Below are 26,743 nucleotides of genomic sequence, written 5' to 3' on the forward strand. Positions count from 1 at the left end.
GAGGGTCAACGCGTTGGTGCCCCGGGCTCTCGGCCCGGGGCACCACGTATACCGGGCGTGAGCCCGTCAGCTCCAGGCGACCGAGTAGTACTGGGTCTCCTGGAACTCGCGGATCCCCTCGCGCGCGCCCTCGCGTCCGATGCCGGACTGCTTGACGCCGCCGAAGGGGGCGGCGGGATCGGACACGAGCCCGCGGTTGACACCGACCATCCCGACCTCCATGCGCTCGGCCAGGCGCAGCGCCCATCCGAGGTCGCGGGAGAAGACATAACCCGACAGCCCGTAGTCCGTGTCATTGATCCACGTCAGCAGCTCGTCCTCATCGTCCCACGTGACGATCGGGGCGACGGGACCGAAGATCTCGGTGCGCACGATCTCCGCGTCGGGGGCGACGTTCGTGAGGACCCGCACCGGCATGAACGCACCTGGAGAGCCCTTGGGCCAGGAGGACTCGGCGTACACGACGGCGCCCCCGGCCACCGCCCCCTCCACCAGGGCGTTGATCTTGTCACGGGCATGCGTCGTCACCATGGGGCCGATCTGGTTCGCCTCGTCCGCCAGAGCCGGCCCGACCCTCAGGTCGCGGACGACCGCGGAGAACTTCTCGGTGAACTCCTGGGCGACGTCCTGGTGGACGTAGAAGCGGTTGGCGGCGGTGCAGGCCTCGCCACCGCCTCTGAGCTTGGCCTGAACGGCGCCCGTCACCGCGGCGTCGATGTCGGCGTCGGCCGCCACGACGAAGGGCGCGTTCCCCCCGAGCTCCATCGATGACACCAGCACCTTCTCCGCCGCCTGCCTCATGAGCACACGACCGACCCGGGTCGAGCCGGTGAAGGAGACGGCTCGGACCCTGGGATCCTCGAGCCACGTCGTCGACACCTCCGCGGAACGGCTCGAGGGCACGATGTTCACCACGCCCGCGGGCACGCCGGCCTGCAGGATCAGGTGCCCCAGTGCTACCGCTGTCAGAGGCGTGAGGGATGCCGGGCGGAGCACCACTGTGCACCCGGCGGCGAGGGCCGGGGCGATCTTGCGGGTCCCCATCGCCGCAGGGAAGTTCCAGGGGGTGATCATGGCGACCACCCCGATCGGCCGGTGAGTGACGATCGTTCGAGTCCCACCCGCCGGGGAGCATCCGAAACCGCCTTCGGTGCGCACTGCCTCCTCGGCGAACCATCGGAAGAACTCCGCTGCGTAGAGGACCTCCGCCCTGGCGTCGTCCAGCGCCTTGCCGTTCTCGGCGCTGATGAGCACCGCGAGCTCATCGGCCCGTTCCACCATGAGGCTGAACAGGGTCCGCAGCAGCTCGGCGCGCTGTCGGGGTGGGGTGGCGCTCCATGCCGGCAGCGCCTCGGAGGCGGCGTCGACGGCGCGCGCGGCGTCCGCCGGAGTCGCGTCCGCACAGCGTGCGAACACGGCGTTGCTGGCCGGGTCGACGACGTCGAACGTTCCCCCGTCGGACGCGGCGATCATCCGCCCGCCCAGGAGCATTCCCTCCTCGGGATGGATCCTGCGCAGGTGGTCGGCCAGAGCCGGGTGGGCTCCGAGGGTCGTGTACTCGGTTGTGTCAGCCGCCGTGCTGGGTCGTGTGTCAGTCATGGTTGTGCTCCCTGAGTATCGACTGTCGCCTGTCAGGCATCACGGGTAGAGGCCACGGGAGATGTGGGCCTCGGCCACGCGCTTGACCGCCATCGTCGTCGCAGCAGTGCGCAGTGAGAGCCCGTGATCCCGGGAGAAGTCAGTGACCTCGTTCCAGGCCCTGTCCATCCTGGTGCGGAGACGCTCATTGACCTCCTCCTCGGTCCACCAGTAGGACTGGTTGGCCTGCACCCACTCGAAGTAGGACACGATGACGCCGCCGGCGTTGGCGAGAATGTCCGGAACGACCAGGATCCCCTTATCCGCCAGGATCGCGTCGGCCGTCGGCGTCGTCGGGCCGTTGGCGCCCTCGACGACCAGCTTGGCATCGATCGCCGGCGCGGTCTGCTCGGTGATGACCCCTTCGACCGCCGCAGGGACGATCACGTCGCAGGGAACTGCGAAGAGCTCGGTCGGAGGGATCGGATCCGCGCCGGGGAACCCGGTGATGGCACCGGTCTCATCCATGAAGGTCTCGAGCGCTGGGATGTCGATGCCCTTGTCGTTGCGAATCGTGCTGTAGACGTCCGCCACGGCCAGGACCTTCACGCCCGCCTCATGGAGGAAGCGGGCAGTGCCCCTACCAACCTTGCCGAAGCCCTGGACGACCGCGGTGGCCTGCGAAGGATTCAGGCCTATGCTCGCCATCGCGTTAAGAGCGGAGTAGACGACGCCGCGGGAGGTGGCTGCGGCCCGTCCCTGCGATCCGCCGAGATTGACGGGCTTGCCCGTGACGGTCCCCAGCACGGTGTGCCCCGTGGCCACCGAGTAGGTGTCCATCATCCACGCCATGGTCTGCTCATCGGTCCCCATGTCGGGAGCGGGGATGTCCTTGCCGGGCCCGATCAGAGGGATCAGCTCCGAGGTGTAGCGCCGGGTCAGGCGCTCGAGCTCTCTTTCCGAGTGGGCCCGCGGGTCGACCTGGACCCCGCCCTTCGCGCCGCCGTACGGCAGATCGAGAAGAGCGCACTTCCACGTCATCCACATGGCCAGCGCCCGCACCTCGTCGAGGTCCACGTTGGGGGAGTAGCGGATCCCTCCCTTCGCCGGGCCGCGAGAGATGTTGTGCTGGACGCGGTGCCCGATGCACAGCTCCATCGTGCCGTCGTCGCGTCGCAGCGGAATCGAGACCGTCACCTCCTTGCGGGCGGTTTCGAGCATGTGTTGCGTTCCCTCGTCGAAGCCGAGGAACTGGATCGCCTCGGCGAGCTGAGTCCGAGCATCGGTGAGGGGATGAGGGGTCGAGGGCATTGAGCTACCTCCTGGGCTGGTCGGGTGGAAGATCGTGATCCGAGGCCGGCACGGCCGTGAGACGTGGGCGGAAGAAGGGGTCAGGGCTGGGCTCGGAGCGCCTGCTCAAGGATCCCCATGCCCTCGATGAACAGCTCGTCCGACATGGTGACCGGTGGCAGCAGGCGGATGACGTTGCCGTAGGTGCCGCAAGTGAGCAGTATCAGGCCGCGTGAGCGTGCGGCCTGCGCGACGGCGGCGGTCAGTGCCGCGTCGGGCTCCCGCGAGTCGGGGTCGACGAGCTCGAGAGCCATCATGGCGCCCCTACCCCGGACCTCGCCGATGCGCGGGTCCTCGGCCTTCCAACGCTCCATCAGGCGGATGCCGGTCTCACCGATCGTGCGGGCCCGCTCAATGAGAGCGTGCTCCTCGATCATGTCCAGCGCCGCCAGGGCGGCGGCGCAGGCCACGGGGTTGCCGCAGTAGGTGCCGCCGAGGGCGCCCGGTCCGGCGGAGTCCATGATCTCGGCCGAACCGGTGACTGCTGACAGCGGCATGCCCCCGGCCAGGCCCTTGGCGGTCGTCACCAGGTCGGGGACGACTCCCTCGTGCTCGCAGGCGAACCATGCTCCGGTGCGGGCGATTCCCGATTGGATCTCGTCGGCGATGAAGACCGCGCCGTTGTCGCGGCACCAGCGCTGGAGCGCCGTGAGAAAACCGGGTGCCGGGACGATGAACCCGCCCTCGCCCTGAACGGGTTCGATAATGACGGCGGCGACGGAGGACGCCCCCACCTGCTTCTCGATCTGACTGATCGCGCGCTCGGCGGCGGCCTCGCCGTCCAACCCGTCACGGTACGGGTACGAGCCGGGGACCCGGTAGAGCTCTGGGGAGAAGGGGCCGAAGCCGCCCTTGTAGGGGGAGGCCTTGGCTGTCAGTCCCATGGTCAGGGATGTGCGTCCGTGGAAGGCGTGGTCGAAGCAGATGACGGCCTGGCGGCCGGTGTGCTTGCGAGCGAGCTTGATGGCGTTCTCGACGGCCTCCGCCCCGGAGTTGAACAGCGCGGTCTTCTTCGGGAAGCTGCCCGGGGTCAGGGCGTTCAGACGTTCGGCGACCTCGACGTATCCGGCGTACCTCGTGACGGCGAAGGAGGTGTGCGTCAGGTTCTCGGCCTGCTCCTGGATCGCGGCAACGACGGGCGCCGCCGCGCCTCCCACGGTTGTCACCGCGATTCCTGATCCGAAGTCGATGAGACGGTTGCCGTCCACGTCCTCCAGGACACCGCGGTCCGTGCGCCGTGCGAATGTCGGCATGGCGGCGGTCAGGGCGCGCGGAAGTGCGGTACCGGCGCGTTCATCGAGGGCGCGGGCCTCGGGGCCGGGCAGAGGGGTGGCGAGATGAATGGTCTGGGGCAGCGTTGCCATGTGGACCTCACAGTGTGTCGTGACGGGCGGAGATCTGCAGCGGAACAGGGTGCTCCGGGATGTCGTAGAAACGTGCTCGGCTTTGAGTTCTGCTTCAGGCTATGCCCGCCCCTGGGGCTGAGCGCCTAAGCTTGCTGCACAAAATTCCTTAAATCTTGTGCATGATGCATAGAACGGTGTTTGAATCCTGACATGTTGTTGGTGTCGGATCTCATGGATCGAGTGGACCTGGGGGTGCACGCGGTGCTCCTGCCCGCACCGAGCGCCGCGGTCACCTGGGTCGTCGCGACCGAGCTCCTCCAGCCGGCGTCCTACCTCGAGGGCGGCGAGCTCGTTCTCACGACAGGTCTCGTCATGGCCGATGCCGAGGTGGACACATGGCGGGAGTACGTGGCATCACTGGTTGAGGCGGGAGTCGCCGCACTAGGACTGGGAACCGGCATCGTCTTCGACACCGTGCCGGAGGACCTGCGCGAGGCCTGCCGGATCGGGCGGCTCAATCTCCTCGAGGTCCCTCTCGAGGTCTCCTTCGCCTCCATCAGCCGTGAGGTGGGGGCCATGCTTCAGGCGGCCGGGCCCGAGACCGGTACCGAGAGGGCGGGCGATGAGGAGACCCTGGTCCTGCAGCAGCTGACGCGCGCAGCGGCCAAGGACAACCAGGGCGCGATCATGCGCGCCCTGGCCTCGATCCTCCGCGGGGAGGTGTCTCTGCGGGACGCCACAGGGCGTACGGTGGTCGGCCCCTTCGGTCCAGCGACTCCAGGAATCGACGACGAGGTCGCCGAGTGCATCGACAGGATCCGTCCGGGAGGGATGCGAGGAGCCGGGGCGGTCGGGATCGGTGAGATGCGGCTGGTCGTTCGCCCGGTCGGCATCACCGGCGAGCCCGAGAGCTACTTGGCGACCGTTCATCGGGAGACGCTCACGCGCGCCCAGACCCTGGGAGTCGATCTCGCCTGGTCGTTTCTGAATCTCATCGCCGAGTCCTCCAAGGCCTTCACCGGATGGCTCCTCCAGCTCGTGGGGGCGGCTGCCGAGCATCTTCTGGTGGGTGAGGTCGCGCAGGGGCTGGCCCTGGCCGATCAGGTCCAGGATCTCGTCCTCAAACGCCTGCCATCTCCGGCGCGGCGGTCGATGACCGGTACCGGCGGCGGTCATCAGTGGCGTGTCATCTGCCTTGAGGGCGGCAGCGCTGCCGTTGCCGGGCTCTCCTCGGCGCTGGCCCGACTGCTCGTCGAGAGGCGAGGGGGTCCAGTGGGAGAGGGGCTTTTGTGGTGCACGGAACGGGATGGGACCCGCCTGATGATCCTTGGTGAGGCCGAGCGCGTTCCCGCGCTTCTCGAGGATGGCAGTGTCGCGCCATGGGCGGGGCGGATGCGGATCGGGGTCAGCGGCTCGGTCGGCATCGCCGACCTGCCGCGGGCCGCGCAGCAGGCGCTGTCCGTCTGCACCGGCGCTCGGCAGCTCGGGCAGGCGGTGCGCTGGGAGGCCTCGGGGCTGCCGTCGGTCACGGACCTCCTTGATGAGGAACGGGCCCGCGCATTCGCCCGCGCCCGCCTCGGGGGTGTCGTCGATCAGCCCGAGATGCTCGAACTGCTGGAGATCTACCTCAGTGAGGCCGGGGCGGTACAGCGCATCGCCGAACGTCTGGGGGTGCATCGCAACTCAGTCCCCGCACGCCTGGTGCGCCTGAGGCGGGCGCTCGGCGTCGATATCGAGGATGCCGAACAGCGGGCAAACTTGTGGTTTGCATCACATTATTTGACGAAATGACAGTCCGCCTTCTTGTGAACCGACGACTTTTCCACGTGTTGACGTGGTTCCCTGGAGTGAAGAACGTGATGTTCGACATACTTGGCTGTGTGTGTTTACCATGATGCCGTCACCTAGGACCTTAGCCCGAGTTGTGGTCGCAGTGCCCGTGACGTATCGGGCGCCAGCGGCGATGTGGCCTGCACGGGTCCTGTGTGAGCTTGGGCAGTAGGGGCCTGAGCCGTCTCAATTTGTTCGACTCTCGACACTTCTCACCTCGACACCGACGTCCCGCCGAAGCCAAGAAGCGGAGTGATTCGCATGAGCCTTCCTCTCCTCCAGAATTTTATCAACGGAAGATTTATTCCGGCAGCCACCGATGCCACGGTCGAAGTCGTGGATCCCCGAACGGAACAAGCCGTAGCGCAGTGTCCGGTCTCAGGACCCGCCGATGTCGACACCGCCTACGACGCCGCCCTCAAGGCCTTCGAGAGCTGGCGACTGACAACGCCGGCGGAACGGCAGATGCTCCTGCTCCGGCTCGCCGACGCCCTGGAGGCCAATGCCGACCGCCTCGTCGAGGCTCAGCGCCGCAACACCGGTCAGCTCGCCGAGATGATTCGAGCGGAGGAAGTCGTAACAGGGGCCTCTCAGCTGCGGTTCTTCGCCGGAGCCGCCCGCATCCAGTCGGGTGTTGCCTCGGGTGAGTACGCCGAGGGCCTGAACTCGCAGATTCGCCGCGAGCCCATCGGCGTCGTCGGGCAGATCGTCCCGTGGAACTACCCCTTCATGATGCTCATCTGGAAGGTCGGACCCGCTCTAGCCGCAGGCAACACGGTGGTGCTCAAGCCGAGTGCCAACACACCCGAGAGTGCCGTTGTCTTCGCTGAGATTGCCAGTGAGATTCTCCCGCCTGGGGTCTTCAACCTGGTGCTCGGCACCGGTGAGACTGGGCGCCTCATGAGCGCTCACCCGGTGCCCGGGCTGGTCGCACTCACGGGATCGGTGCGTGCAGGCTCGGATCTCGCTGAACAGGCCGCCGGTAATGTGACCCGCGTTCACCTCGAGCTCGGAGGCAAGGCCCCCGCCGTCGTCTTCGCCGATGCCGATATCGAGGCGGCCGCCGAGGGTATCGCCGCCGCAGGGATATTCAACTCCGGGCAGGACTGCACCGCCGCCACCCGCGTCCTGGTCGAGGCCTCGGTCGCGAAAGAGTTCACCGATGCTCTGGTGCGTCACGTCGAGTCCTTGCGGACCGGTCCGATTCCTGAGGAGGAAGCGTTCTACGGCCCCCTGAACAATGCCCGCCACTTCGCCTCCGTGCAAAAGATCGTCGAGGAGCGGCCCGCACACTCCAACCTGCTGACCGGCGGGCACCGCGTGGGCGAGAGCGGGTACTACTACGCCCCCACCGTCGTCTCGGGGCTCAAGCAGGATGACGCACTCGTGCAGCAGGAGGTCTTCGGGCCGGTCCTGACCGTTCAGGAGTTCTCCTCCGACGATGAGGCCCTGGCCCTGGCCAACGGAGTGGAATACGCCCTGTCCTCGTCCATCTGGACGACCGACCACCAGCGTGTCCTGCGATTCAGCAGGGACCTGGACTTCGGCTGCGTCTGGGTCAACTCCCACATCCCCCTCGTCGCGGAGATGCCGCACGGCGGATTCAAGCGGTCCGGTTACGGCAAGGACCTGTCCGTGTACGGCGTGGAGGACTACACGCGTATCAAGCACGTCATGAGTGCCCTGTGACGCCCCGGAAGCGAACAGGAGGTCACCCCCATGCGCATTCTGACGGCCTTCACCAATTCGCTCGGTGGTCGAGACTCCTATCACCTGGGGGTGTCTCTCGCCGAAGCGTTCTCGTGCCCGCTCGATCTCGTCACCGTCGTCAAGGGCGGCGAGGGGCGCTATGTGCTTGACGTTACCGATCACGCCTTCCAGGATGTCGTCGCCACACAGGTCGACGACTGGATGTCGGAGATCATGGAGGAGCATCGGCCCCGCGTGCCGGTGAGCAAGTACCTGCGGTACAGCCTCTCCTTCCCCGAGGGCATCATCGCCTCGGCCGAGGAGCTCAAGGCCGACCTGCTCGTAGCCGGCGGAGGCCGTCACGGGGTCCTGGGACGGGTGTCTCTCGGCTCTGTGGGGCAGACACTGCTCAACTCCTCGACTGTTCCGGTCGCACTGTCCCCGCGCGGCATGAGGCATGCTCCTCTCGACGGGCTCTCGCGCATCACGGTCATGCTGGGGGAGTCCGGCAGGTGGATGGGGCTGCTCGCTGAGGCCAGGACCTTCGCCGACAGGGCCGGTGTCCCATTGCGCCTCATCACGGTGGCCACCGGTGACCCGCAGGACACCACGGATATCGAGGAGCGGACTGAAGCCCTGCTCGCCGAGGTGCGTCTTGATCTCAAGGGACTGGATGACCAGCGTGTCCAGGTCGTCCATGCCCAGAGCATGAGCGCCGCCGTGCTGGCAATGGAGTGGAGCAGGAATGAGCTGGCCTTTCTGGGATCGGCGCGACTGGCCCAGAGCGGGCGCCTGTTCCTGGGGCCGGACGCCAACAAGATCCTGCGTGTCCTGCCCGTGCCGCTCGTCGCCGTCCCGGCTGACGCGGCCGACGTCGGGGGTGGAACATGAGCACGACGACCACGGGCTCCGGGGGTGGGCTGTCGAAGAAGGGACTGGCCGAGGGGTCTGTCGGTCTGCTCGGCGCCATCATCATCGGCGTGTCCTGCATAGCGCCCCCGTACACCCTCACTGGCGCACTGGGGCCGACCGCTTCAGAGGTGGGTGAACAGGTACCGGCGATCTTCCTCGTCGGGTTCGTCCCGATGCTCCTGGTCGCTTTCGGGTACCGAGAGCTCAATGCGGCGATGCCCGACTCGGGCACCTCCTTCACCTGGGGGACCCGCGCCTTCGGTCCGTGGATCGGGTGGATGAACGGATGGGGGCTGATTGTGGCGACTGTCGTCGTTCTCTCCAACCTCGCAGCCATCGCGGTCGACTTCTTCTACTTGTTGCTCGCACAGATAACTCGCAGATCCGCCATTGCGGATCTCGCCGACAACATATGGGTCAATACCCTCACCTGTCTGGTCTTCATCACGCTGGCGACCTGGATCGCGTACCGCGACATGCAGACCACCCAGAAGCTCCAGTACTGGTTGGTGGGGTTTCAGCTGACGGTGTTTCTCGGCTTCGGTGCGGTGGCCATTTACCGCTACTGCACGGGAACCGCCGTCAATCCGACGCCCTTGAAGCTCGAGTGGTTCAATCCGTTCGCCGTCGACTCGCTAGGAACCTTTGTGGCGGGCGTCTCCCTGTCCCTGTTCATCTACTGGGGCTGGGACGTGTCACTGACGGTCAACGAGGAGGCGGACGATGCCAGCTCCACTCCCGGGCGCGCTGCCGTGCTCACCGTCGTGACTATTGTCTCGGTGTACATGTTCGTCACAATCGGATCCATGATGTTCGCCGGCCTGGGGAAGGACGGGATAGGACTGGGCAACCCCGCGATCCAGGACAATGTCTTCTTCGCCTTGGCCAGGCCGGTCCTGGGGCCGTTCGCGATCCTCATGTCAACGGCGGTGCTGATCTCGTCGGCGGCATCTTTGCAGTCCACCTTCGTCTCTCCTGCTCGCACCTTGCTGTCGATGGGATATTACGGAGCAATGCCGGAGAAGCTCGGCGAGATCTCTCCGCGCTTCCTCACCCCCGGTCGCGCAACAGTCGTCTCGGCGATCGCCGCCTCGACGTTCTACACACTGCTGCGCTTCGTGTCCACGACCGTTCTATGGGACACGGTCCAGACCCTGGGGGCCATGATCGCGTTCTACTACGGGCTCACCGCCTTCGCCGCGGTGTGGTACTTCCGAGGGCAATGGTTCCGCTCGGTGAGGTGCTTCTTCTTCACACTGGTGTCGCCCGGTTTGGGAGGCCTCTTCCTCTTCTCGCTGCTCGGCTTGACCCTGAAGGACTCCCTCGACCCGAGCTATGGATCGGGCTCGCAGATCTTCGGCGTCGGTCTCGTGTTCGTCCTCACCCTCGTCCTCATTCTCCTGGGTGTGGTCCTGATGCTCGTGCAGTACGTCCGAGCGCCGTCCTTCTTCCGCGGGGAGGTGATCGCACGATCCGACGCTGTCACTGAGGAGACGAAGACAGAGACTGACCTTGAGGGCGGTGCAGCCGCCCCGTTCAGGGCTGCTTCGTGAGTGCCGGTGAACCGGAACGAACATGCACCACACATGAAACAGCCCCCTCCGCGCCAGGCCGGTGGAAGGAGTTGGAAGGAATCACATGGCAGTCGCATCGACGAGTACTCGATCGATGCACCGGTTATCAAACAGACGACACGTGGACGCCAGGCCGGACCACGAAGGAGTGAGCAATGAGCATCAACATGGAACGAGTCGCTGAGCTGACGGAGATCGAGTCGAAGCGCCTCAATGAGCGGACCAAGGGATCCGGCGACATGTACCGTCGCGCCAGTCACAGTCTCTCCGGCGGCGTCGCCTCCTCGTACCAGCTGCGCGAGCCCTGGCCCATCTACCTCGAGCGCGGGGAGGGGCCGAAGGTCTGGGACGTCGACGGCAACGAGATGTGGGACTTCCACAATGGCTTCGGGTCCATGCTTCAGGGACATGCCCACCCGGTGATCGGTGAGGCCGTTCAGGAGCGGTACGGCAAGGGCACCCACTTCGCCGCCCCGACCGAAGACGCCCTGGCCGTGGCGGAGAACCTCTCGAGCAGATGGGGTCTGCCGAAGTGGCGCTACACGAACTCGGGCTCGGAGTCCACGATGGACGCCATCCGCATCGCACGCGCCTATACCGGCCGCGACACGGTCATGAAGATCTTCGGCTCCTACCACGGACACCACGACACCGTCATGGTCTCGATCGGCGTCGAGTACGACAAGATCGGCGACCGCGACAACCTGGCCTCCCTGCCCTATGGAGGCGGTATCCCCGACGCCACCGTCCAGATGACGGTGCCGGTGCCCTTCAACGACGCCGAGGCCATGGAGCGCCGCATCATTCGGCTGGCCGATGAGGGTCGTAAACCCGCCTGCGTCATCATGGAGCCGGCCATGATGAACCTGGGCGTCGTGCTGCCGGAACCGGGCTACCTGGAGCAGGTTCGCGAGATCACCCGGCGACACGGCGTCGTGCTGATCTTCGATGAGGTCAAGACCGGCCTGTGCATCGGGCCGGGTGGCGCCACCAAGCGCTTCGGCGTGACTCCCGACATGGTGACGATGGCCAAGGCCCTCGGCGCCGGTCTGCCTTCGGGCGCCATCGGCGGCACCGAGGAGGTCATGTCCGTGGTGGAGGACCACACTGTCTTCCAGGTGGGCACCTACAACGGCAACCCCCTGGCGATGGCCGCCGTACGGGCCAACCTCGAGAAGGTCCTCACCCCGGAGGCCTATGCTCACCTCGACCACCTCAACGAGCGTATTCTCGCGGGCTGCACGGAGGTCATCGAGCGCTACGACCTCCCGGGCTATGCGGTGGGCGTGGGCGGTAAGGGGTGTGTCACCTTCTCCCCCAAGAAGGTCGTCGACTACGAGACCTTCAAGGAGCACCAGAACGCGGAGCTGTCCGAGCTCGCCTGGTTGTTCAACATGAACCGGGGGATCTTCATGACTCCGGGCCGCGAGGAGGAGTGGACGCTGTCGGTGACCCACACGGATGAAGCGATCGACGCCTACGTCAGCTGCTTCGAGGAGCTTGCCGACGCGATCACCACCGGGTGACGTGAGCACCCACCGATCTTGTGGGGGCCGCCGAAGTCTCCGGCGGCCCCCACAGGATCGGACGGCGGGCATGTGCCTCTCAGGGCCGACGGAGTGACCGGCTCCGAGAGGCTGAAACGTCCGGTGCCGCTCCTGCTCTCCCAGCACGTCCATCTCGCAGAAGCGCTCAGCGACGCTTCCAGGAGCGAATCTTCGTGCGGAAGGAGGTGAAGGGCGCCACCGTGTTGATATGGATCCACTTGGCCACCGGCCAGGCCGACGGCGTCGAAGAGGCCCACGCCCGTTGCCCGGGCTTGAAGAGCTCGTCTTGGCTCAGTGATGCCACGAGGGTGACGACGTCGTCGATCCTCTCCCGGAAGGCCTCCTGGAGCCGAAGCAGTGAGGCGTCCCGCCACTGCTCGTAGAAGGAGCTGTGGAGACCGCCGAGCCGGTTCCACCGGTGGCCCGGTGCGGGCGTGACCACCTCCCGTCCGGCCCGTTCGTCTCGTTCCCAGCCCAGCAGCAGGTCCATCCACCCCAGCTGGTAGGCGATCATCTGCGTGGGCGTGCGGTCCACACCGTCCTTGAGCGTGTGGAGCCCGGAGGCGGGGACGTCGTCGAACTCGGCAATGAACAACTCGGCGCGCTTGCGGATCTCGGCGATGAGCTCCTCGCCGGAGGTGTAGTGCTTCATGACGGTCCCCTTTTCCAACGGCTCCCCATCGACCCGCCGGCGGTTGCCCCAGGCTCGCGGGTCGCAGAGTAGACCCCGCGTTCGTGCTCTCCACCCTACGAACCCGATGGCCATCCCGCGATCTCACGGCGGCCCAGCCGTGCCTAGTCCTGCGAGGTGACTCCGACGTCGGCCATCTTGCGCTCCGTCCAGGGGGCGACGACGAACAGGACGATCGCCACGGCGACCGTCACCACGCCCAGGCCGTAGTAGTAGGTCGAGTTCGCGACGTTCTTCGTCTGGGCGATGATGAAGCCGGCGAGCCCCTGACCGGTGGCAGTCGTCAGCAGCCACAGGCTCATCGTCTGGGAGGCGAAGCTCTTGGGTGCCAGCGCCGACGTCGTCGCCAGGCCCACCGGGGACAGGAAGAGCTCGGCGACGGTCTGGATGATGAACACCACGGCCAGGAACCACCACGGGGCCAGCTTGTCGCCGCCGGTCCAGATCTGGAACCCGTAGCCCAGGATGAAGGCGGAGGCTCCGATGATGAGCACCGAGATCGCGAACTTCATGATGGTCGAGGGGAACCTGCCGGCCCGCCGGGTGAAGAGCCAGCCGATGAACGGTGCCAGGATGACGATCGTGGCCGGGTTGATGGACTGGTAGGTCTCCGGGTTGATGACCCAGCCGACCAGCGGCATGTGGCCGTCAGTGTTGTCCTTGGCGAAGGTGGCCATCTTGCCGGCGGCCTGCTCGGAGATCATGAAGAACAGGACCGCGCCGATCCACAGGGGGATGTAGGCGCGCAGGTGGGTGCGCTCGCGGGCGGTCACCTTGGGGGAGCGGAACATGAGTGCGAAGTACCCCAGGGCGGCGCCTGCCGGGATGATGAGCATCGCGGTGGAGATGGCGTCGAGCAGGCTGCCGGTGAGGAGAGTCAGGATCGTCACCAGCGCGGCTGCGCCCGCCACGGTGACCGCCGACACGAGAAGAAGCCGCTGCCGCTCCTCGGAGCGGACGGGGTTGGGAACGGTGAAGGCGAAGGCGGAGAGCTTGTGACGCCCGTAGACGAAGGCCACCAGGGCGAAGGCCATGCCGACGGCGGCCGAGGAGAACCCGGCGTGGTAGCCGTAGTGCTCGCGCAGCCAGCCGGTCACCAGGGGAGAGGCCAGCGACCCGACGTTGACCGACATGTAGAACAGCTGGAAGCCGGCATCGCGCCGTGGATCATCGTCGTCGTAGAGGCCCCCGACGATCGTGGACAGGTTCGGCTTGATGAAGCCGGTGCCCACGGCCACCAGCACGATACCGAGCCAGGAGGTGGCCACCACGGGGATGGACAGGCAGATGTGCCCGGCCATGATGACCATCCCGCCGTAGAGGGTGGACAGCCACGGCCCGATGACCCGGTCGGCGAAGATCCCTCCGGGGATGGCCAGCAGGTAGACGGCCGCGCTGTAGGAGGCCAGGATGACCTGGCCGGAGTTGGCGCTCAGGCCCAGGCCGCCATTCGCCGCGGTGTCGGTGATGAAGTAGAGCAGGATGGCGCGCATGCCGTAGTAGGAGAAGCGCTCCCACATCTCCACGTTGAGCATCCACGGCAGGCCCCGAGGGTGACCGAACAGTCCGCGGTCGTCCTTCGACGGCGTTATGCGCAGGGTGGTGGGCCGCCATCGGCTGGTGATCATCCGGCCGCTTCTGAGATCGTCCTCGACGGGAGTCGGGGTCGTTGACATGAGACTCTCCCTTCCTGTGGCCGGGTGAGGTATGCGACCGGACCGTCAGTGTCCGGTACGAGCCACAGGTACCCGTGCACCTTACTCCGACTGCGCGGTCGGTTGGGGAGGAATGCGAGGAGAGGCAGACAGGTGATTCCCGCCGAGGCGGGCTGGGGCTACTCGGCGAGAGCTGGTCAGCCGCGGCTCACTCGGCGGTGGCCGCCTCGACATCGGCCATCTGCCGCTGCGTCCACGGGGCGACGGCGAACAGCACCAGGGCCATGAGGAGCGTGGCCGCACCCAGGCCGTAGTAGTAGGTGGCGTCGGAGATGTCCTCGGTCTGGGCGATGATGAACCCGGCGACTCCCTGGCCGGCGGCGACGCTGAGCCACCACAGTCCCATCGCCTGGGAGGCGAAGCTCCTGGGGGCCAGGGCGGTCGTCGTGGCCAGGCCGACTGGGGTCAGGAAGAGCTCGGCGACGGTCTGGATGACGTAGACCAGCGCCAGGAACCACCAAGGGGACAGGTCCTGTCCGCCCGGCCAGATCTGGAATCCGTAACCCAGCATGAGCGCCGAGAATCCGACGATGAGCACCGCGATGACGAACTTCATGATGGTCGAGGGGAACCTGCCGGCCCGCCGGGTGAACAGCATGCCGACCAGCGGAGCCAGGAGCACAATCGCCGCGGGGTTGACCGACTGATAGGCCTCAGCGGTGGTCGACCATCCGAAGAAGGGCAGGCGCAGGTCCGTATTGGACTCGGCGAAGGTGGCCATCTTGCCGGCGGCCTGCTCGGAGATCATGAAGAACAGGACCGCGCCGACCCACAGGGGGATGTAGGCGCGCAGGTGAGTGTGCTCGCCGGCAGTGACCTTGGGGGAGCGGAACATGACCACGAAGTAGGCCACGGCCGCACCGACCGGGATGAGGAGACCCGCCGTGGCGACGGTGGTGACCAGGCTGCCGGTGAGCACCTGAAGGACTGCGACGACAACGGCGATGGCGACCAGGACCCCAATGGATCCCAGAAGAAGCCGCTGTCGCTCCTCGGGGCGGACGGGGTTGGGGACGGTGAAGGCGAAGGCGGAGAGCTTGTGACGCCCGTAGACGAAGGCCACCAGGGCGAAGGCCATGCCGACGGCGGCCGAGGAGAACCCGGCGTGGTAGCCGTAGTGCTCGCGCAGCCAGCCGGTCAGCAGCGGAGAGGCGAAGGCGCCGATGTTGATGGACATGTAGAACAGCTGGAAGCCGGCGTCGCGGCGGATATCGTCATCGTCGTAGAGGCCCCCGACGATGGTCGTCAGGTTCGGCTTGATGAAGCCGGTGCCCACGGCCACCAGCACGATCCCCAGCCAGGACAGCGCGGTGACCGGGACGGACAGGCAGATGTGCCCGGCCATGATGACCATCCCGCCGTAGAGGGTGGACAGCCACGGCCCGATGACCCGGTCGGCGAAGATGCCCCCGGGGATGGCCAGCAGGTAGACGGCCATCCCGTAGAGCGCGATGACGACCTGACCGGAGTTGGCGCTCAGGCCCAGGCCCCCGCGCGCCACCGTGTCGGTGATGAAGTAGAGCAGGATGGCGCGCATGCCGTAGTAGGAGAAGCGCTCCCACATCTCCACGTTGAGCATCCACGGCAGGCCCCGAGGGTGACCGAAGAGCCCCCGGTCCTCTCTCGACGGCGCGGTGCGCAGGGTGGTGGGCCGCCATCGGCTGGAGATGAGGCGACCGGACTGGGCGACGTCGTCCTCGAGGTCGTCAGCAGCTGCTGTCGGACCTGACATGGACTGTGCCATGGCGATGTCCCTTCCTCAGAGCGGTGGTCGCTCGGGGCCGACCGCAGGGGTGTTCCAGGGCGCCGGGCGGTCCGACTCGCACGAGGAGGCCCAGACCTGTCGCCGAAGAGAGATGTGATGGTGCCGAGACCATAGCTCCTGGTCTGTTTCCGGCATGCTTCCGGCAATTGGGAGAACAGCGGTGGCCCCGGGGAGGAGACTGCTGGGATCTCCTCCCCGGGGCCACCGGGTGCCGCCCTGGAGGGCGGCCTACAGGGATTCCTCCGCGAGGCGGAGGGCAGGGGGAGGGCGGCGGACTCCGTCCAGGCTCAGCGGGCGACGGCGTCCGCCGCAGCCCTGATGTGCGGACGCACCGGGGTCAGGCGGGTCAGCTGGGTGACGTGGCGCGGCTCGAGCTCCTCCAGGCTGGAGACGCCCAGGAGCTTCATGGTGCGGATGACCTCGTCGGAGAGGATCTCGATCATGCGGTCCACGCCCTCGCGCCCGCCGGCCATGAGGCCGTAGAGGTAGGCGCGGCCCACGAGCCCGAACTTGGCGCCCAGGGCGACGGCGGCCACGACGTCGGCGCCGTTCATGATGCCGGTGTCGACCATGATCGTGGCGTCCTTGCCGACCTCCCGGACCACCTCGGGCAGGAGGCGGAAGGGGACGGGGGCACGGTCCAGCTGGCGCCCGCCGTGGTTGGACAGCAGGACGCCGTCGACGCCCAGGTCGATGAGGCGCTTGGAGTCCTCGACGGTCTGTACGCCCTTGATGACGATCTTGCCGGGCCACATGGAGCGGATGACCTTGAGGTCCTCGTCGCTGATGGTGGGGTCCATGGCGTTGTCGAGCAGCTCGCCCACGGTGCCGCCGGTGGATTTCAGGGAGGCGAACTCCAGCTTGGGCGTGGTCAGGAAGTCGAACCACCACCACGGGCGGGGGATCGCGTCGAGGACGGTGCCGGCCGTGATCTGGGGCGGGATGGAGAAGCCGTTGCGCTTGTCGCGCAGGCGGGCCCCGGCCACGGGGGTGTCGACGGTGAACATGAGGGTGTCGAAGCCGGCTGCGGCGGCGCGCTCGACTAGCCCGTAGGAGATGTCGCGCTGGCGCATGACGTAGAGCTGGAACCAGTTGCGTCCGTGGGGGTTGGCGGCCTTGACGTCCTCGATGGAGGTGGTGCCCAGGGTGGACAGGGTGAAGGGAATGCCGGCGGCGCCCGCGGCCCCGGCCCCGGCGACCTCACCCTCGGTCTGCATGAGGCGGGTGAATCCGGTGGGGGCGATACCGAAGGGCATGGCCGAACGACCGCCCAGGATCTCGCAGGAGGTGTCGACGTCGAGGGCCGGGTGGAGGATGTCGGGGTGGAACTCGATGTCGCGGAAGGCCTGACGGGCGCGGCGCAGAGAGACCTCTCCCTCGGCGGCGCCGTCGGTGTAGTCGAAGGCCGCGGCCGGGGTGCGGCGCTTGGCGATCTTGCGCAGGTCCCAGGTGGTCAGTGCGGCGTCGAGGCGTCGGCGCTTGGGGTTCAGCTCGGGCGTCTTGAAGTGGAGCAGCTCGAAGATCTCGCTCGGGTTGGGCAGCTGGCGCTTGACCATAGGAACCTCATCAGTGAGTCGGATTCTGGACGTTCCGCTCGGTGCGGAGCGCTCGTGGGAGGTGGCCGGCCTCCATGGCTCAGCCCTCAGGTCCACGAACCACCTCATGCTATGGGACAAAGGTCACCAAAGCAAGGTAAGCCTTAGCAATCCATGCGATGGTGGGAAATGGTCGTTGTGGCCGGGAGGATGGGGTTGGCCCACCGAAGCGCCGGGGTCCGCTCGTTGGCGGGGAGATTCTGCACGGTCGGGTGTGTGCGGCTCCGGGCGGAGGGTCTTGCACCCCAACGGCGCCGAATGTCCCCATCCGGCCGACGGGCTGGTTGGATCTCGGTAGAGTCGGATCGCGGACCGATCATGTCCGGGTGGCGCCCGGGGAAGTGAAGGAGGCGTTGCCATGCGTCGTCGTGTGCTCGTGTCGGCCTCGGTACTGGCGGCCGTTGGTGCTCCGGTGGTGACCGCCTGCTCGCGCTCGTCGAAGAAGGCTGAGGGAACTGCGGCCTCCGGGTCACCAACAGGAACGCAGCCGGGCTTCAAGGCCTTGGACGGTCATGTGTCGGGTCATCGCCTGACGGTTGAGGTCTCGCCGCTGGTGCGGATCGACGACACCACGACCGCCCTGTCCATGGTGCTCTCGCGTGCCGCTGACGACGCGAACGGCAGTGACTTCTCCTTCGGAACCGTCATGGGGTACATCAACTTCGCCGGAGACTGGCGCTACGGCGTGACCAGCACCCGCCTGATCGATACGGCCAAGGGGCGCGCGTGGACCTCCATCTCCACCATGAGCAAGGAGCAGCTCGCCGTCAAACCCGGTCAGAGCCTCACCACCTGTGTCGCCTTCGGTGCGGTCGACGCCGACTCCGTCACCGTCCTGGTCCCTCAGACCGGTTTCGTCACCGTTGATGTCGTCAGTCGCGACGAGGCGTCCAGGACCGGTATCGACCTCAAGGCCATGGAGACGGCAGTCAAGGACGACAAGCAGGTCACCGAACAGGCTGCGGCCTCACCCATCGAGATCAACTCCCGCACGGTCGACGGATCGCTGGGCGCCCGCACCGGGGACAAGGACGTCACCATCGTCATGGCTTCTGATGTCACGTTCGCCTCGGACTCGGCGGATCTGGCGGCGGCGGCCGAGGCTCAGCTGCAGACTGTGGCGGGTCAGATCTCCCAGTACCCCGATGGTGGGACGCTGACCATCGTGGGGCATACCGACGACGTCCAGGATGACGCCTACAACCAGGCCCTCTCCGAGAAGCGTGCCAACGCGGTCAAGACCCGTCTGGAGCAGCTCACCGGCCTGGACAAGTGGAACCCCTCCGTCGCTGGTAAGGGCGAGTCCGAGCCCCGCGTCTCCGGCACTACTGACGAGGCGCGGGCCGCCAACCGACGCGTGGAGATCACCCTCACCCCCACGGGCGGCACTGGTAGCAGCACGAAGCGCGGCGGATTGGGGAACGGCACTGGCAGTGCGACGCCGTCGGCCCGGGCCTCGTCAGGTGGTTCCTCCCTGCCTGAGGCCAAAGGACCTGTCGGCAAGGGGCCGGAGGGCGTCACTGTCCAAAGATCTGACGGCAGTGGCCGGCTGACGATCAGCCTGGACCACGTCACCCGTGCTGACGGCTACCTCCTGGGGGAGGTGAAGGTCGTGGCCGTTGATGGCGACGCCTCGGCGTCGGACTGGTTCCACGACATCGACTCCGGGGGTATCTTCTCCAACTCCCGTAATGAGGACTCGGCCTCGGTCCAGTACACCCTCTCCAGGGCGTGTGACGGCCTCGCGGTGGTCGCAGGGGACATGCAGGTCCTCCCGGCGGACTACGTGCCCGGCGGGAAGGACACGCACTGGCCGCTGGCCGACTTCAACCTCGCGGAGAAGCTTCAGGCCGGTACCGCCATGACCGTCGCCGTCGTCTGGCCCGATCCCGGTGGCGATGCCATCACCGTTGACCACCAGAGCATCAAGAAGGGTGAAGGTTCCTACGCCTACCGACTCACCGACATCCCAGTCAAGGACAGCTGAACCGGAGCCTGCCGACGGGCCGGGGCTAGGCCACTCGGGTGCGGCCGGCCAGGGCCCGCAGACGTGCGCGGGCACCGTCCCGGCGCAGGGCGTCCAGCTCCTCGACGAAGGCGCGTCGGAAGCGCTCATCGGTCGCCAGATCGCCGAAGACGCCCTCATGGGAGATGAAGGCCGTGTCGTGACCGGCCCGCTGCGTCGCGGCCAGGTACTGCAGCTCCTCGGCCAGGGGATCGTCGATGACGATCTTGTCGCCGTTCTCGTCGAGGCCTTCCGCTCCCCGCGCCCAAGCGGCCACCATCGCCGCCCCCAGCCGGATCGGCCCGCCGGCAGTCAGGTTGTCGCGCACTGTGCCCAAGACGAACTTCGGCATCCGGCTGGAGGCGTCCTGCGCCAGCCGGAAGAGCGTGTCCCCGATCGCCTTGTTGGTGAAGCGCCGGAAGAGCGTGTCGACATAGCAGTCCAGGTCGATCCCCGGCACCGAGCGCAGCGTCGCACGGGCCTCACGCTCGAGGTAGGCGCGCACCCACGTGGCGATGTCCGGGTCCGCGGCGGCCTCGTGCGCGTACTTCATCCCCAGAAGGCGCCCCCAGTGCGCCAGTGCCTGGTGGGAGGCATTGAGTAGGCGCAGCTTCATGAGCTCGTAGGGGACGATGTCGTCGACCATCTGGACTCCGACCTCCTCCCACGGGGGCCGGCCTGCGGGGAAGTCGTCCTCGATCACCCATTGGGTGAAGGGCTCGCAGACCACCGGCCAGGCGTCCTCGATGTCGAGCCCGCGTCGCAGCTCGTCGATGTCCGCCACCGTGGTCTGCGGGGTGATCCGGTCGACCATGCAGCTGGGGAAGGCGACGTTGCCGTCGATCCAGTCGGCCAGCTCCGGGTCGCTCATCGCGGCCTGCGAGACGACCGCGGTGCGTGCCGACGCCCCGTTAGCGGGCAGGTTGTCACAGCTCAGGACCGTGAACGGCACGATTCCTGCCGACCGACGACGTCGCAGCGCCTCAACGACGTAGCCGAAAGCTGTGGTGGGCTCGCCCGGGTGCTCGGCGTCGTGGATGGCGCCGGGACTGGAGGTGCGGAACTCGCCGGTGACGTCATCGATGTTGTAGCCGCCCTCGGTGATCGTCAACGAGACGATCCGGGTGGTGGGCATGCTCATGAGGGCCAGAACGGCCTCGGGGTCGTCGGGGGCGAAGAGAAAGTCGTGGATGGAGCCGACGACCGCCGGGTCCCGCAACCCACCGGGGTACTTGAGGATGAGGGTGTAGAGGTGGTCCTGCTCCAGGAGCGCATCACGCATGCGCTTGTCCGCGGGCAGCAGTCCGACGCCGCAGATCCCCCAGTCCAGGCAGGAGCCTTCCGGGGCGTCGCCCCAGGGATCGGCCCCGGCGCGCCGGCGCATGAGCCTGTCAAGGTAGGCGGCCTCGTGGGCGCGGTGAAAGCCGCCCACGCCGATGTGGACGATCCCAGTAGTTGTAGCGGAACGGTCATAGTCGGGAGCCAGGGGCGACTCAGTCAGTGAGGTGGTCAAGAAGATGTCCTTTCCGCGCTGCCTCCAGTCCCCTCCAGTCAACTCCGTCTCCATGGAAAACCGGTGTGCACATGCCCCGGACGGCCTCACCGGCCCGGGCCGCCTGTCCCTTGCCGTCCGCTGGAATCCCTGCGGGAGCGGACAAAGATCCGCGTCGCCCGATCGGGGAGCGATCGGGCGACGCGGACGGCGGCTGCGCTTGACGAACCTCAGTGGGCGACGACGACGCGCAGGTTGCGCGGGCCGTGCACGCCGTTGACGCGCACGAGCTCGATGTCGCTGGTGGCTGAGCCGCCGGCGATCCACGTCATCGGACGTGTGGGGTGCTCGCCCAGGACGTCGACGGCCTGCGGCACCGTTGGCACGATCGACTCGCGCTCCAGGACCACGACGTGCTTGTCCGGCACCAGCGAGATGGCCCGGCGACCCTGGTCCGGCTCGCCGTCGAGGACGATCGTCCCCGAGATCGACACGCCCACACGCGAGCAGGTCACCACGGCGTCGATCTCATTGAGGTCGAGGGTGGCGATGGCCTCCTTGCGGGAGTCCTCCACCACGGTACGCCCGTTGCGGGCCGCCGCCTCCTTGTAGGCCTGAGGCAGCCCATCGGGAACGACGACGGTGCGCGCCTCGCCGAGCAGCTCGTCAATGGCGTCCAGGATCTCCGAGTCCTCGGGGGCGACGATGACCTCGGCCGAGTAGTCCTCGAGCTTCTCGATCATCTCGTCGACCACGGGCTTGGAACCGGGCGGGTTCTCCCCGGAGCGGATGTAGTTGCGGGGGATCGGCCCCACCGGCCGGGTCTGGGACCGCGAGATCGCGTCGCGGGCACGGGCCAGGATCGCGGACTTCGCATCCATCACAGCTCCTCCTCACTGGTCGAGCCGGCCGGGGCCTGGGGCGCGGGCGCTCCCGGGGCGATCGGCTCGGGATTGACGATGGCCGAACGTGCGTCCAGCGCGGCCGGGGTGGGCTCGCCGTCGGCGCTCGCGCTGCCGGCCACCGGCTGACCGGGAGGTGGTGGCGGATCGGCAGGAAAGCCGTCGCCGATGCCGCGGTCGGCCCTGGAGCCGGCAGCTGCGCTCACCGGGGTCTCACCGTCGGGGTGGGTGCGCCTCCACCATTGGCGGAAGGTCTCCGAAGGCGCCACCGGTAGGTCTCGCGCCCCGGTCCACAGGGAGGCCGGGAAGGGCAGCGCCCCGATCTTGCCGTCCTTGCCGCCCAGCAGCGCTGAGGCCTTGACCGTCTGTGAAGCGGCCTCCCACAGCGAGCTCTTCGACATCACCGGAGCCGAGACGTTCATCGCCACGTCCCACACGTCGGGCACCGCGCGGCGCTTGACGTCCACCGAGCGGGCCCGCAGGTGGACGAGGATCGTGGGGATGTCGATCTTGACCGGGCACACCTCGCCGCAGGCCCCGCACAGGGAGGAGGCGAAGGGCAGGGTATGGACCGGGTCGTCGTCGGCCAGGCCCTGAGTGAGCTGGGGCGTGATGATCGAGCCGATCGGGCCCGGGTAGACCGAGCCGTAGGCGTGCCCGCCGGTGTGCTGGTAGACGGGGCAGATGTTCATGCACGACCCGCAGCGGATGCAGGCCAGCGCCTGGCGGCCCACCGGGTCGGCCAGGGTCTTGGTGCGACCGTTGTCCATGAGCACCAGGTGGAACTCCTGGGGGCCGTCGCCCTCGGTGACACCGGTCCACATGGAGGTGTAGGGGTTCATACGCTCGCCGGTGGCCGAGCGCGGCAGGAGCTGGGAGAAGATCTCCACGTCCTGGAAGCGGGGCACCAGCTTCTCGATCCCCATGAGGGTGATGAGCGTGTCCGGCAGGGTCAGGCACATGCGCCCGTTGCCCTCGGACTCGAAGATCGAGACCGTGCCGGTCTCGGCCACGCCCATGTTCGTGCCCGAGACGGCCACCGAGGCGTGCAGGAACTTGTTGCGCAGATGGGAGCGCGCCGCGGCCGTCAGCTCCTGCGGGTCGTCGGAGAGCTCCTCGGGGGCGTCGTCCATCCGGTCCAGGAAGATGCCGCGCACCTCCGATCGGTTGCGGTGGATGGCTGGTACCACGATGTGCGAGGGCATGTCGTCGGCGAGCTGGACGATCATCTCGGCCAGGTCCGTCTCGTGGGCGGTGATACCCCGGTCGGCCAGATACTCGTTGAGGTTCGTCTCCTGGGTGGCCATCGACTTGACCTTGACGACGTCGTCGACGCCCTTGGAGGCGATGATGCCGGTGATGATCCGGTTGGCCTCGGCGGCGTCGCGCGCCCAGTGGACGATCCCTCCGCGCGCCGTCACGTTGGCCTCGAACTGCTCCAGCAGCTCGGGCAAGCGCGAGGCGACCTCGAACTTGACGGCCTCGGCGGCGTCGCGCAGGTCCTGCCAGTCGGGCATCTCGGCCACGCGCTGGGCGCGCTTGGATCGGATGGTGCGTGTGGCGTGGCCCAGGTTGCGGCGCATCTGGGTGTTGGCCAGCGTCCTGTGCGCGCCCTCGGGGAAGGTGTGCCCCCAGCGCAGCGTGTCCTCGGGCTGCTCGAAGTCGGTGCGCCAGCCGCCCGTGTGGGGCATGCCCAGAAATACCTGTGTCATCGTGCCACCGCCTGTGCGTGCTGGGAGCTCTCGGTGTGCTGAACGTGCTTGGGAGCGAAGGAGATGTTGCCCTCGAAGGGGGCGTCCTTGGTGGAGGCCAGGATCTCGGCCAGGTGCATGATGCGCACCCCGGAGTTGACGCGGGACAGGCCACCGCCGATGTGCATGAGGCAGGAGTAGTCACCGGCGCACAGGACCTCGGCGCGCGTGGACATCACGTTGCTCATCTTGTCGGCGAGCATCGCGGTGGAGGTCTCGGAGTTCTTCATGGAGAAGGTGCCGCCGAAGCCGCAGCAGACCTCGGCATCGGGCAGGTCGATGAGGGTGAGCGCCTCGACGGCCTTGAGAAGACGGTAGGGGCGGTCGGCGACCTTGGCGATCCGCAGCGAGTGGCAGGTGGGGTGGTATGTGACCGTGTGCGGGAAGTAGGCGCCCACGTCCTCGGTGCCCAGGACGTCGATGAGCAGCTCGGTGAGGTCATAGGTATGAGAGGCGATCTGCTCGACCCGCTTGGCCAGGGCGGTGTCGCCCACGTGCTCGGCCACGAGGCCCTGCTCGTGGCGGGCCGCGCCGGTGCATGAGCCCGACGGGATGACGATGGCGTCCCACTCGCCGTCGAGCACGGGGGAGAAGGTCTCCACGTGGTTGCGGGTGATCTTGGCGGCCTGCTTGAAGTAGCCGGTGTTGGCGTGCATCTGGCCGCAGCAGACCTGTCCCTCGGGGAAGCAGACCTGGTGGCCGAGCCGCTCCAGGATGGTGACGGTTGCCTGCGCTGCCTGCGGGAACATGGTGTCCGCAAGACAGGTGGCGAAAAGGGCGATTCGCAAGATATGCCTCCACGACGTCGTAGCTGAGACTTCACGAGGGCCGCTCCGAAAGGCTTGCACGGGGGCAGGACCTGTTGCGGCCTCGGCTGTGTCTCAGGCTACGGCCCGGTGATGGCAGTCATCTGACGAGGTCCGGCTTCCAGGCGGCCGGTCCTGATCTTCGATGCAGGTTTTCGGCGAGATGGTGCAGATCTGCACGGGGCGGTGACGGTTCGGGCGGTGGGTCTCCATAGCGTGTGGGCGGTAAGTCCTAGACTCGGATTGCGTCACGGGTCACTGCTGTTATCTGCTCCGAGACCTCGGTCCCAGGTTCGATGAGTCGCCTCGGGCCCGCCGTGGGGCTCGGATGAAGTCCCGGTGTGTGTGAAAGATGCCAGCCGACACACTCCACGACGGTTGGGTCCTACTGGTCGACCCATGGGTGTACTCCACGATGGCCGGGGTGTCGGGCAGTGTGGTTAACCATCCTGCATTGGGGTCCGAGGTGCGTGGAGTGGCCCTACTGGCGGCCGCGAGTGGTGACTCGACGACGGCGTCGGTGCGGTTAGCCCACCAGGTCCAGGGCGGCTGCGCTGCGTCCGGCAAGGTGGAGACCGAGGATCGCCGCGACCCACAGGAGGGTGACCTTGGCCTCGTACTCCAGTCGCGGAGCGATCCTGACCAGCTTGGGCAGGAAGCGCTGCCCCAGCGTATCGGCCAGAACGAGCAGGACGAGGGCGGGCACGATCATGACCAGGCAGTACAGGATCAGGGTGAGGATCCGCAGCGGCCAGGGCGCGGGTGAGGAGGCGATGATTCCTGTCGCTGCGATGTAGGGGACCATGGTGGCGGCTTCGGCCAGTGAGGCTCCCAGTCCCAGAACGATCATCGGGCCGGTTGAGGCCGGAGTGGGGCGGCTGCCCAGGGAGTCGGTTCCGGGCTCGGGCTTGGCCGGGTCGGGGCCGAGAATACCGAAACCCGCCAGTGCAACACCGATGGTGAGGGTCGCCCACTGGGCCGCGTCGGTCCGCGCCAGGCGTGTCACGGTGGCGCCGATGAGGTCGAAGCCGGCCACCAGAGCGATCCCGAGGGCGAGGTACACCAGGCACACGGTGGTCAGGTAGACGGTCATCGGTCCACGATCCACGCGGCGGCTGCGCACGACGAGCGCGATCGGGATGACCAGCGTGCCCAGGCTGGTGGAGTCCAGCAGGGCGAGTCCTGCGAGTGTCGCGGCATGTTCCATGGGGCACCTCCTACTCATAGACCGGATGTGGTCATACGATCGTACGACCATTCTTATACGATCGTACGGGGAGCAGTCTGGTGAGGCAACTGCCGTAAAGTGCCAGGGAAGCCTGCAGTAGTGACGGCGGAGAGCCTCCGTGAAGGTACTGAGGTGAAGAGCGACGGAGGAGAGCGTTATGGACCAGGAGACGAACCGGCAATCGGTCCTCGACACCCCGATGTCTCCGGCCGCGAGCATGACCGCTGACGCCACCATCGCGATCATTGCTGAGGAGGGCTTCGACCGGGTCAGCGTGCGCAGCGTCGCCGCCCGGCTCGGCGTCGCCCCGGGCACAGTCCAGTACCGCTCACCGAGCCGGAGAACCCTGCTGACCGACGCCCTCGTCCGCTCCGTCCAGCGCCAGGCCGGCCGTGTGGTCTCCCATGAGACCGACCCCGCGGATCCGGAGACCCTGGTGAGGGCTCTCGCCGAGCTTCTGCCAACCGGTGCCGTGCAGCGCGAGGACGCCGCCGCCTGGGTCGCCTTCGGAGCCGCCGCATCCACCCGGCCCTGGCTGGCCGATCCCTACTGGGAGGCGCTCGTCATCATGCGGACCTGGGTCGAGGGTGTCCTGGCCGGTACCCGGCAGGCAGGTCTCATGCGCACGGACCTCTCGCCCGCCGAGGGAGCCCGACTGGTGACCGCCCTCGTCAACGGGCTGGCCCTCGACCTGCTCAACGCCCCGCCGACGGAGCCCGATGAGGTGATCGGCCAGCTGCGCTCGGGACTGGGCCTGGTCCTGCGTGGCCTGTGAGACCTGCGGAGCCCGAGAGGGCGCCGTCGGCCGTGAGCGTCGTGGTCGGGGATGTACTTTGTCCTCCAGGACTGCGGTCTTCCGCGGATGACTGGGATCTGGGTGCAGTGGTTTGCGGGAGATCGCAGTCCTCGTTTGAAACGTACGGTCACGATCTCGACGCCAGTCAGGGGCGCCCTCGCGGAGGCGGTG

Annotated in this window: 19 protein-coding genes; 7 read left to right on the plus strand and 12 right to left on the minus strand. The window is 67.3% G+C overall.

Going from position 1 to position 26,743, the window contains the following annotated elements:
• Positions 1 to 66: 66 nt before the first annotated feature.
• The 3 genes from HMPREF9056_RS12740 to gabT all read right to left on the minus strand — a co-directional run bounded on the left by HMPREF9056_RS12740 (position 67) and on the right by gabT (position 4,292).
• Entirely contained in the window at positions 67 to 1,599 is a 1,533-nt protein-coding gene (locus HMPREF9056_RS12740) for an NAD-dependent succinate-semialdehyde dehydrogenase (RefSeq protein ID WP_009747169.1), read from the minus strand.
• A 39-nt stretch (positions 1,600 to 1,638) separates the two neighbouring features.
• Entirely contained in the window at positions 1,639 to 2,889 is a 1,251-nt protein-coding gene (locus tag HMPREF9056_RS12745) for a Glu/Leu/Phe/Val dehydrogenase (RefSeq protein ID WP_009747170.1), read from the minus strand.
• 80 nt (positions 2,890 to 2,969) lie between these two features.
• Complete coding sequence (gene gabT / locus HMPREF9056_RS12750) at positions 2,970 to 4,292, minus strand: 4-aminobutyrate--2-oxoglutarate transaminase (RefSeq protein WP_009747171.1); 1,323 nt, start codon at positions 4,290 to 4,292, stop codon at positions 2,970 to 2,972.
• 192 nt (positions 4,293 to 4,484) lie between these two features.
• Here gabT and HMPREF9056_RS12755 point away from each other — a divergent pair, with 192 nt between their 5' ends.
• The 5 genes from HMPREF9056_RS12755 (at position 4,485) to HMPREF9056_RS12775 (ending at position 11,805) form a co-directional block, all read left to right on the plus strand.
• Positions 4,485 to 6,065 (plus strand): PucR family transcriptional regulator, encoded by a 1,581-nt coding sequence (locus HMPREF9056_RS12755; RefSeq protein ID WP_009747172.1) that lies wholly within the window; start codon positions 4,485 to 4,487, stop codon positions 6,063 to 6,065.
• Positions 6,066 to 6,365: 300 nt separating this feature from the next.
• The gene (locus HMPREF9056_RS12760) at positions 6,366 to 7,793 is read left to right on the plus strand and encodes an aminobutyraldehyde dehydrogenase (RefSeq protein ID WP_009747173.1); all 1,428 of its coding nucleotides are present in this window, start codon (positions 6,366 to 6,368) and stop codon (positions 7,791 to 7,793) included.
• Between the two features lie 30 nt (positions 7,794 to 7,823).
• On the plus strand, positions 7,824 to 8,684 hold the full coding sequence (locus tag HMPREF9056_RS12765) for a universal stress protein (RefSeq protein WP_009747174.1): 861 nt from the start codon (positions 7,824 to 7,826) through the stop codon (positions 8,682 to 8,684).
• Complete coding sequence (locus HMPREF9056_RS12770) at positions 8,681 to 10,258, plus strand: APC family permease (RefSeq protein WP_009747175.1); 1,578 nt, start codon at positions 8,681 to 8,683, stop codon at positions 10,256 to 10,258. The genes HMPREF9056_RS12765 and HMPREF9056_RS12770 overlap by 4 nt, the downstream gene beginning before the upstream one ends.
• A gap of 176 nt (positions 10,259 to 10,434) precedes the next feature.
• The gene (locus tag HMPREF9056_RS12775; protein ID WP_009747177.1) at positions 10,435 to 11,805 is read left to right on the plus strand and encodes an aspartate aminotransferase family protein; all 1,371 of its coding nucleotides are present in this window, start codon (positions 10,435 to 10,437) and stop codon (positions 11,803 to 11,805) included.
• 166 nt (positions 11,806 to 11,971) lie between these two features.
• Here HMPREF9056_RS12775 and HMPREF9056_RS12780 read toward each other — a convergent pair whose 3' ends face one another.
• From HMPREF9056_RS12780 to HMPREF9056_RS12795, 4 genes are all read right to left on the minus strand, one after another.
• The gene (locus tag HMPREF9056_RS12780) at positions 11,972 to 12,478 is read right to left on the minus strand and encodes a ClbS/DfsB family four-helix bundle protein (protein ID WP_009747178.1); all 507 of its coding nucleotides are present in this window, start codon (positions 12,476 to 12,478) and stop codon (positions 11,972 to 11,974) included.
• A gap of 143 nt (positions 12,479 to 12,621) precedes the next feature.
• Entirely contained in the window at positions 12,622 to 14,193 is a 1,572-nt protein-coding gene (locus HMPREF9056_RS12785; protein ID WP_009747179.1) for a peptide MFS transporter, read from the minus strand.
• Positions 14,194 to 14,380: 187 nt separating this feature from the next.
• Positions 14,381 to 15,964 (minus strand): peptide MFS transporter, encoded by a 1,584-nt coding sequence (locus HMPREF9056_RS12790; protein ID WP_087942282.1) that lies wholly within the window; start codon positions 15,962 to 15,964, stop codon positions 14,381 to 14,383.
• Positions 15,965 to 16,284: 320 nt separating this feature from the next.
• The gene (locus tag HMPREF9056_RS12795) at positions 16,285 to 17,553 is read right to left on the minus strand and encodes an alpha-hydroxy acid oxidase (RefSeq protein WP_009747182.1); all 1,269 of its coding nucleotides are present in this window, start codon (positions 17,551 to 17,553) and stop codon (positions 16,285 to 16,287) included.
• A gap of 553 nt (positions 17,554 to 18,106) precedes the next feature.
• Between HMPREF9056_RS12795 and HMPREF9056_RS12800 the strand changes: the two genes are divergently transcribed.
• Positions 18,107 to 19,579: an OmpA family protein gene (locus HMPREF9056_RS12800; protein WP_009747183.1), complete on the plus strand. Its 1,473-nt coding sequence runs from the start codon at positions 18,107 to 18,109 to the stop codon at positions 19,577 to 19,579.
• 25 nt (positions 19,580 to 19,604) lie between these two features.
• Here HMPREF9056_RS12800 and HMPREF9056_RS12805 read toward each other — a convergent pair whose 3' ends face one another.
• The 5 genes from HMPREF9056_RS12805 to HMPREF9056_RS12825 all read right to left on the minus strand — a co-directional run bounded on the left by HMPREF9056_RS12805 (position 19,605) and on the right by HMPREF9056_RS12825 (position 25,755).
• Positions 19,605 to 21,164: a mannitol dehydrogenase family protein gene (locus tag HMPREF9056_RS12805; protein WP_009747184.1), complete on the minus strand. Its 1,560-nt coding sequence runs from the start codon at positions 21,162 to 21,164 to the stop codon at positions 19,605 to 19,607.
• Between the two features lie 155 nt (positions 21,165 to 21,319).
• Positions 21,320 to 21,970, minus strand: coding sequence for a lactate utilization protein C (locus HMPREF9056_RS12810; RefSeq protein WP_009747185.1), 651 nt, complete (start codon positions 21,968 to 21,970; stop codon positions 21,320 to 21,322).
• On the minus strand, positions 21,970 to 23,703 hold the full coding sequence (locus HMPREF9056_RS12815) for a LutB/LldF family L-lactate oxidation iron-sulfur protein (protein ID WP_009747186.1): 1,734 nt from the start codon (positions 23,701 to 23,703) through the stop codon (positions 21,970 to 21,972). Before HMPREF9056_RS12815 ends, HMPREF9056_RS12810 begins: the two co-directional genes overlap by 1 nt.
• A complete protein-coding gene (locus HMPREF9056_RS12820; protein WP_034514560.1) occupies positions 23,700 to 24,530 on the minus strand; it encodes a (Fe-S)-binding protein in 831 nt (276 codons plus the stop codon). The genes HMPREF9056_RS12815 and HMPREF9056_RS12820 overlap by 4 nt, the downstream gene beginning before the upstream one ends.
• Before the next feature lie 544 nt (positions 24,531 to 25,074).
• Positions 25,075 to 25,755: a GAP family protein gene (locus HMPREF9056_RS12825; RefSeq protein ID WP_009747188.1), complete on the minus strand. Its 681-nt coding sequence runs from the start codon at positions 25,753 to 25,755 to the stop codon at positions 25,075 to 25,077.
• A gap of 178 nt (positions 25,756 to 25,933) precedes the next feature.
• Here HMPREF9056_RS12825 and HMPREF9056_RS12830 point away from each other — a divergent pair, with 178 nt between their 5' ends.
• Positions 25,934 to 26,551, plus strand: a complete 618-nt coding sequence (locus HMPREF9056_RS12830; RefSeq protein WP_009747189.1) for a TetR/AcrR family transcriptional regulator — start codon at positions 25,934 to 25,936, stop codon at positions 26,549 to 26,551.
• The last annotated feature ends 192 nt before the right edge of the window (positions 26,552 to 26,743 follow it).

The organism is Actinomyces sp. oral taxon 170 str. F0386 (assembly GCF_000195595.1).
In the GTDB taxonomy this organism is placed as follows: Bacteria; Actinomycetota; Actinomycetes; order Actinomycetales; family Actinomycetaceae; genus Actinomyces.

Bases quoted from the DNA above. Each gene is read 5' to 3' on its own strand.
- HMPREF9056_RS12785 (WP_009747179.1), bottom strand. From the start codon at position 14,193: ATGTCAACGACCCCGACTCCCGTCGAGGACGATCTCAGAAGCGGCCGG.
- HMPREF9056_RS12790 (WP_087942282.1), bottom strand. From the start codon at position 15,964: ATGTCAGGTCCGACAGCAGCTGCTGACGACCTCGAGGACGACGTCGCC.
- HMPREF9056_RS12775 (WP_009747177.1), top strand. From the start codon at position 10,435: ATGAGCATCAACATGGAACGAGTCGCTGAGCTGACGGAGATCGAGTCG.
- HMPREF9056_RS12770 (WP_009747175.1), top strand. From the start codon at position 8,681: ATGAGCACGACGACCACGGGCTCCGGGGGTGGGCTGTCGAAGAAGGGA.
- HMPREF9056_RS12825 (WP_009747188.1), bottom strand. From the start codon at position 25,755: ATGGAACATGCCGCGACACTCGCAGGACTCGCCCTGCTGGACTCCACC.
- HMPREF9056_RS12810 (WP_009747185.1), bottom strand. From the start codon at position 21,970: ATGGATGCGAAGTCCGCGATCCTGGCCCGTGCCCGCGACGCGATCTCG.
- HMPREF9056_RS12760 (WP_009747173.1), top strand. From the start codon at position 6,366: ATGAGCCTTCCTCTCCTCCAGAATTTTATCAACGGAAGATTTATTCCG.
- HMPREF9056_RS12815 (WP_009747186.1), bottom strand. From the start codon at position 23,703: ATGACACAGGTATTTCTGGGCATGCCCCACACGGGCGGCTGGCGCACC.
- HMPREF9056_RS12765 (WP_009747174.1), top strand. From the start codon at position 7,824: ATGCGCATTCTGACGGCCTTCACCAATTCGCTCGGTGGTCGAGACTCC.
- HMPREF9056_RS12830 (WP_009747189.1), top strand. From the start codon at position 25,934: ATGGACCAGGAGACGAACCGGCAATCGGTCCTCGACACCCCGATGTCT.
- gabT (WP_009747171.1), bottom strand. From the start codon at position 4,292: ATGGCAACGCTGCCCCAGACCATTCATCTCGCCACCCCTCTGCCCGGC.
- HMPREF9056_RS12740 (WP_009747169.1), bottom strand. From the start codon at position 1,599: ATGACTGACACACGACCCAGCACGGCGGCTGACACAACCGAGTACACG.
- HMPREF9056_RS12795 (WP_009747182.1), bottom strand. From the start codon at position 17,553: ATGGTCAAGCGCCAGCTGCCCAACCCGAGCGAGATCTTCGAGCTGCTC.
- HMPREF9056_RS12805 (WP_009747184.1), bottom strand. From the start codon at position 21,164: ATGGAGACGGAGTTGACTGGAGGGGACTGGAGGCAGCGCGGAAAGGAC.
- HMPREF9056_RS12780 (WP_009747178.1), bottom strand. From the start codon at position 12,478: ATGAAGCACTACACCTCCGGCGAGGAGCTCATCGCCGAGATCCGCAAG.
- HMPREF9056_RS12755 (WP_009747172.1), top strand. From the start codon at position 4,485: ATGTTGTTGGTGTCGGATCTCATGGATCGAGTGGACCTGGGGGTGCAC.
- HMPREF9056_RS12745 (WP_009747170.1), bottom strand. From the start codon at position 2,889: ATGCCCTCGACCCCTCATCCCCTCACCGATGCTCGGACTCAGCTCGCC.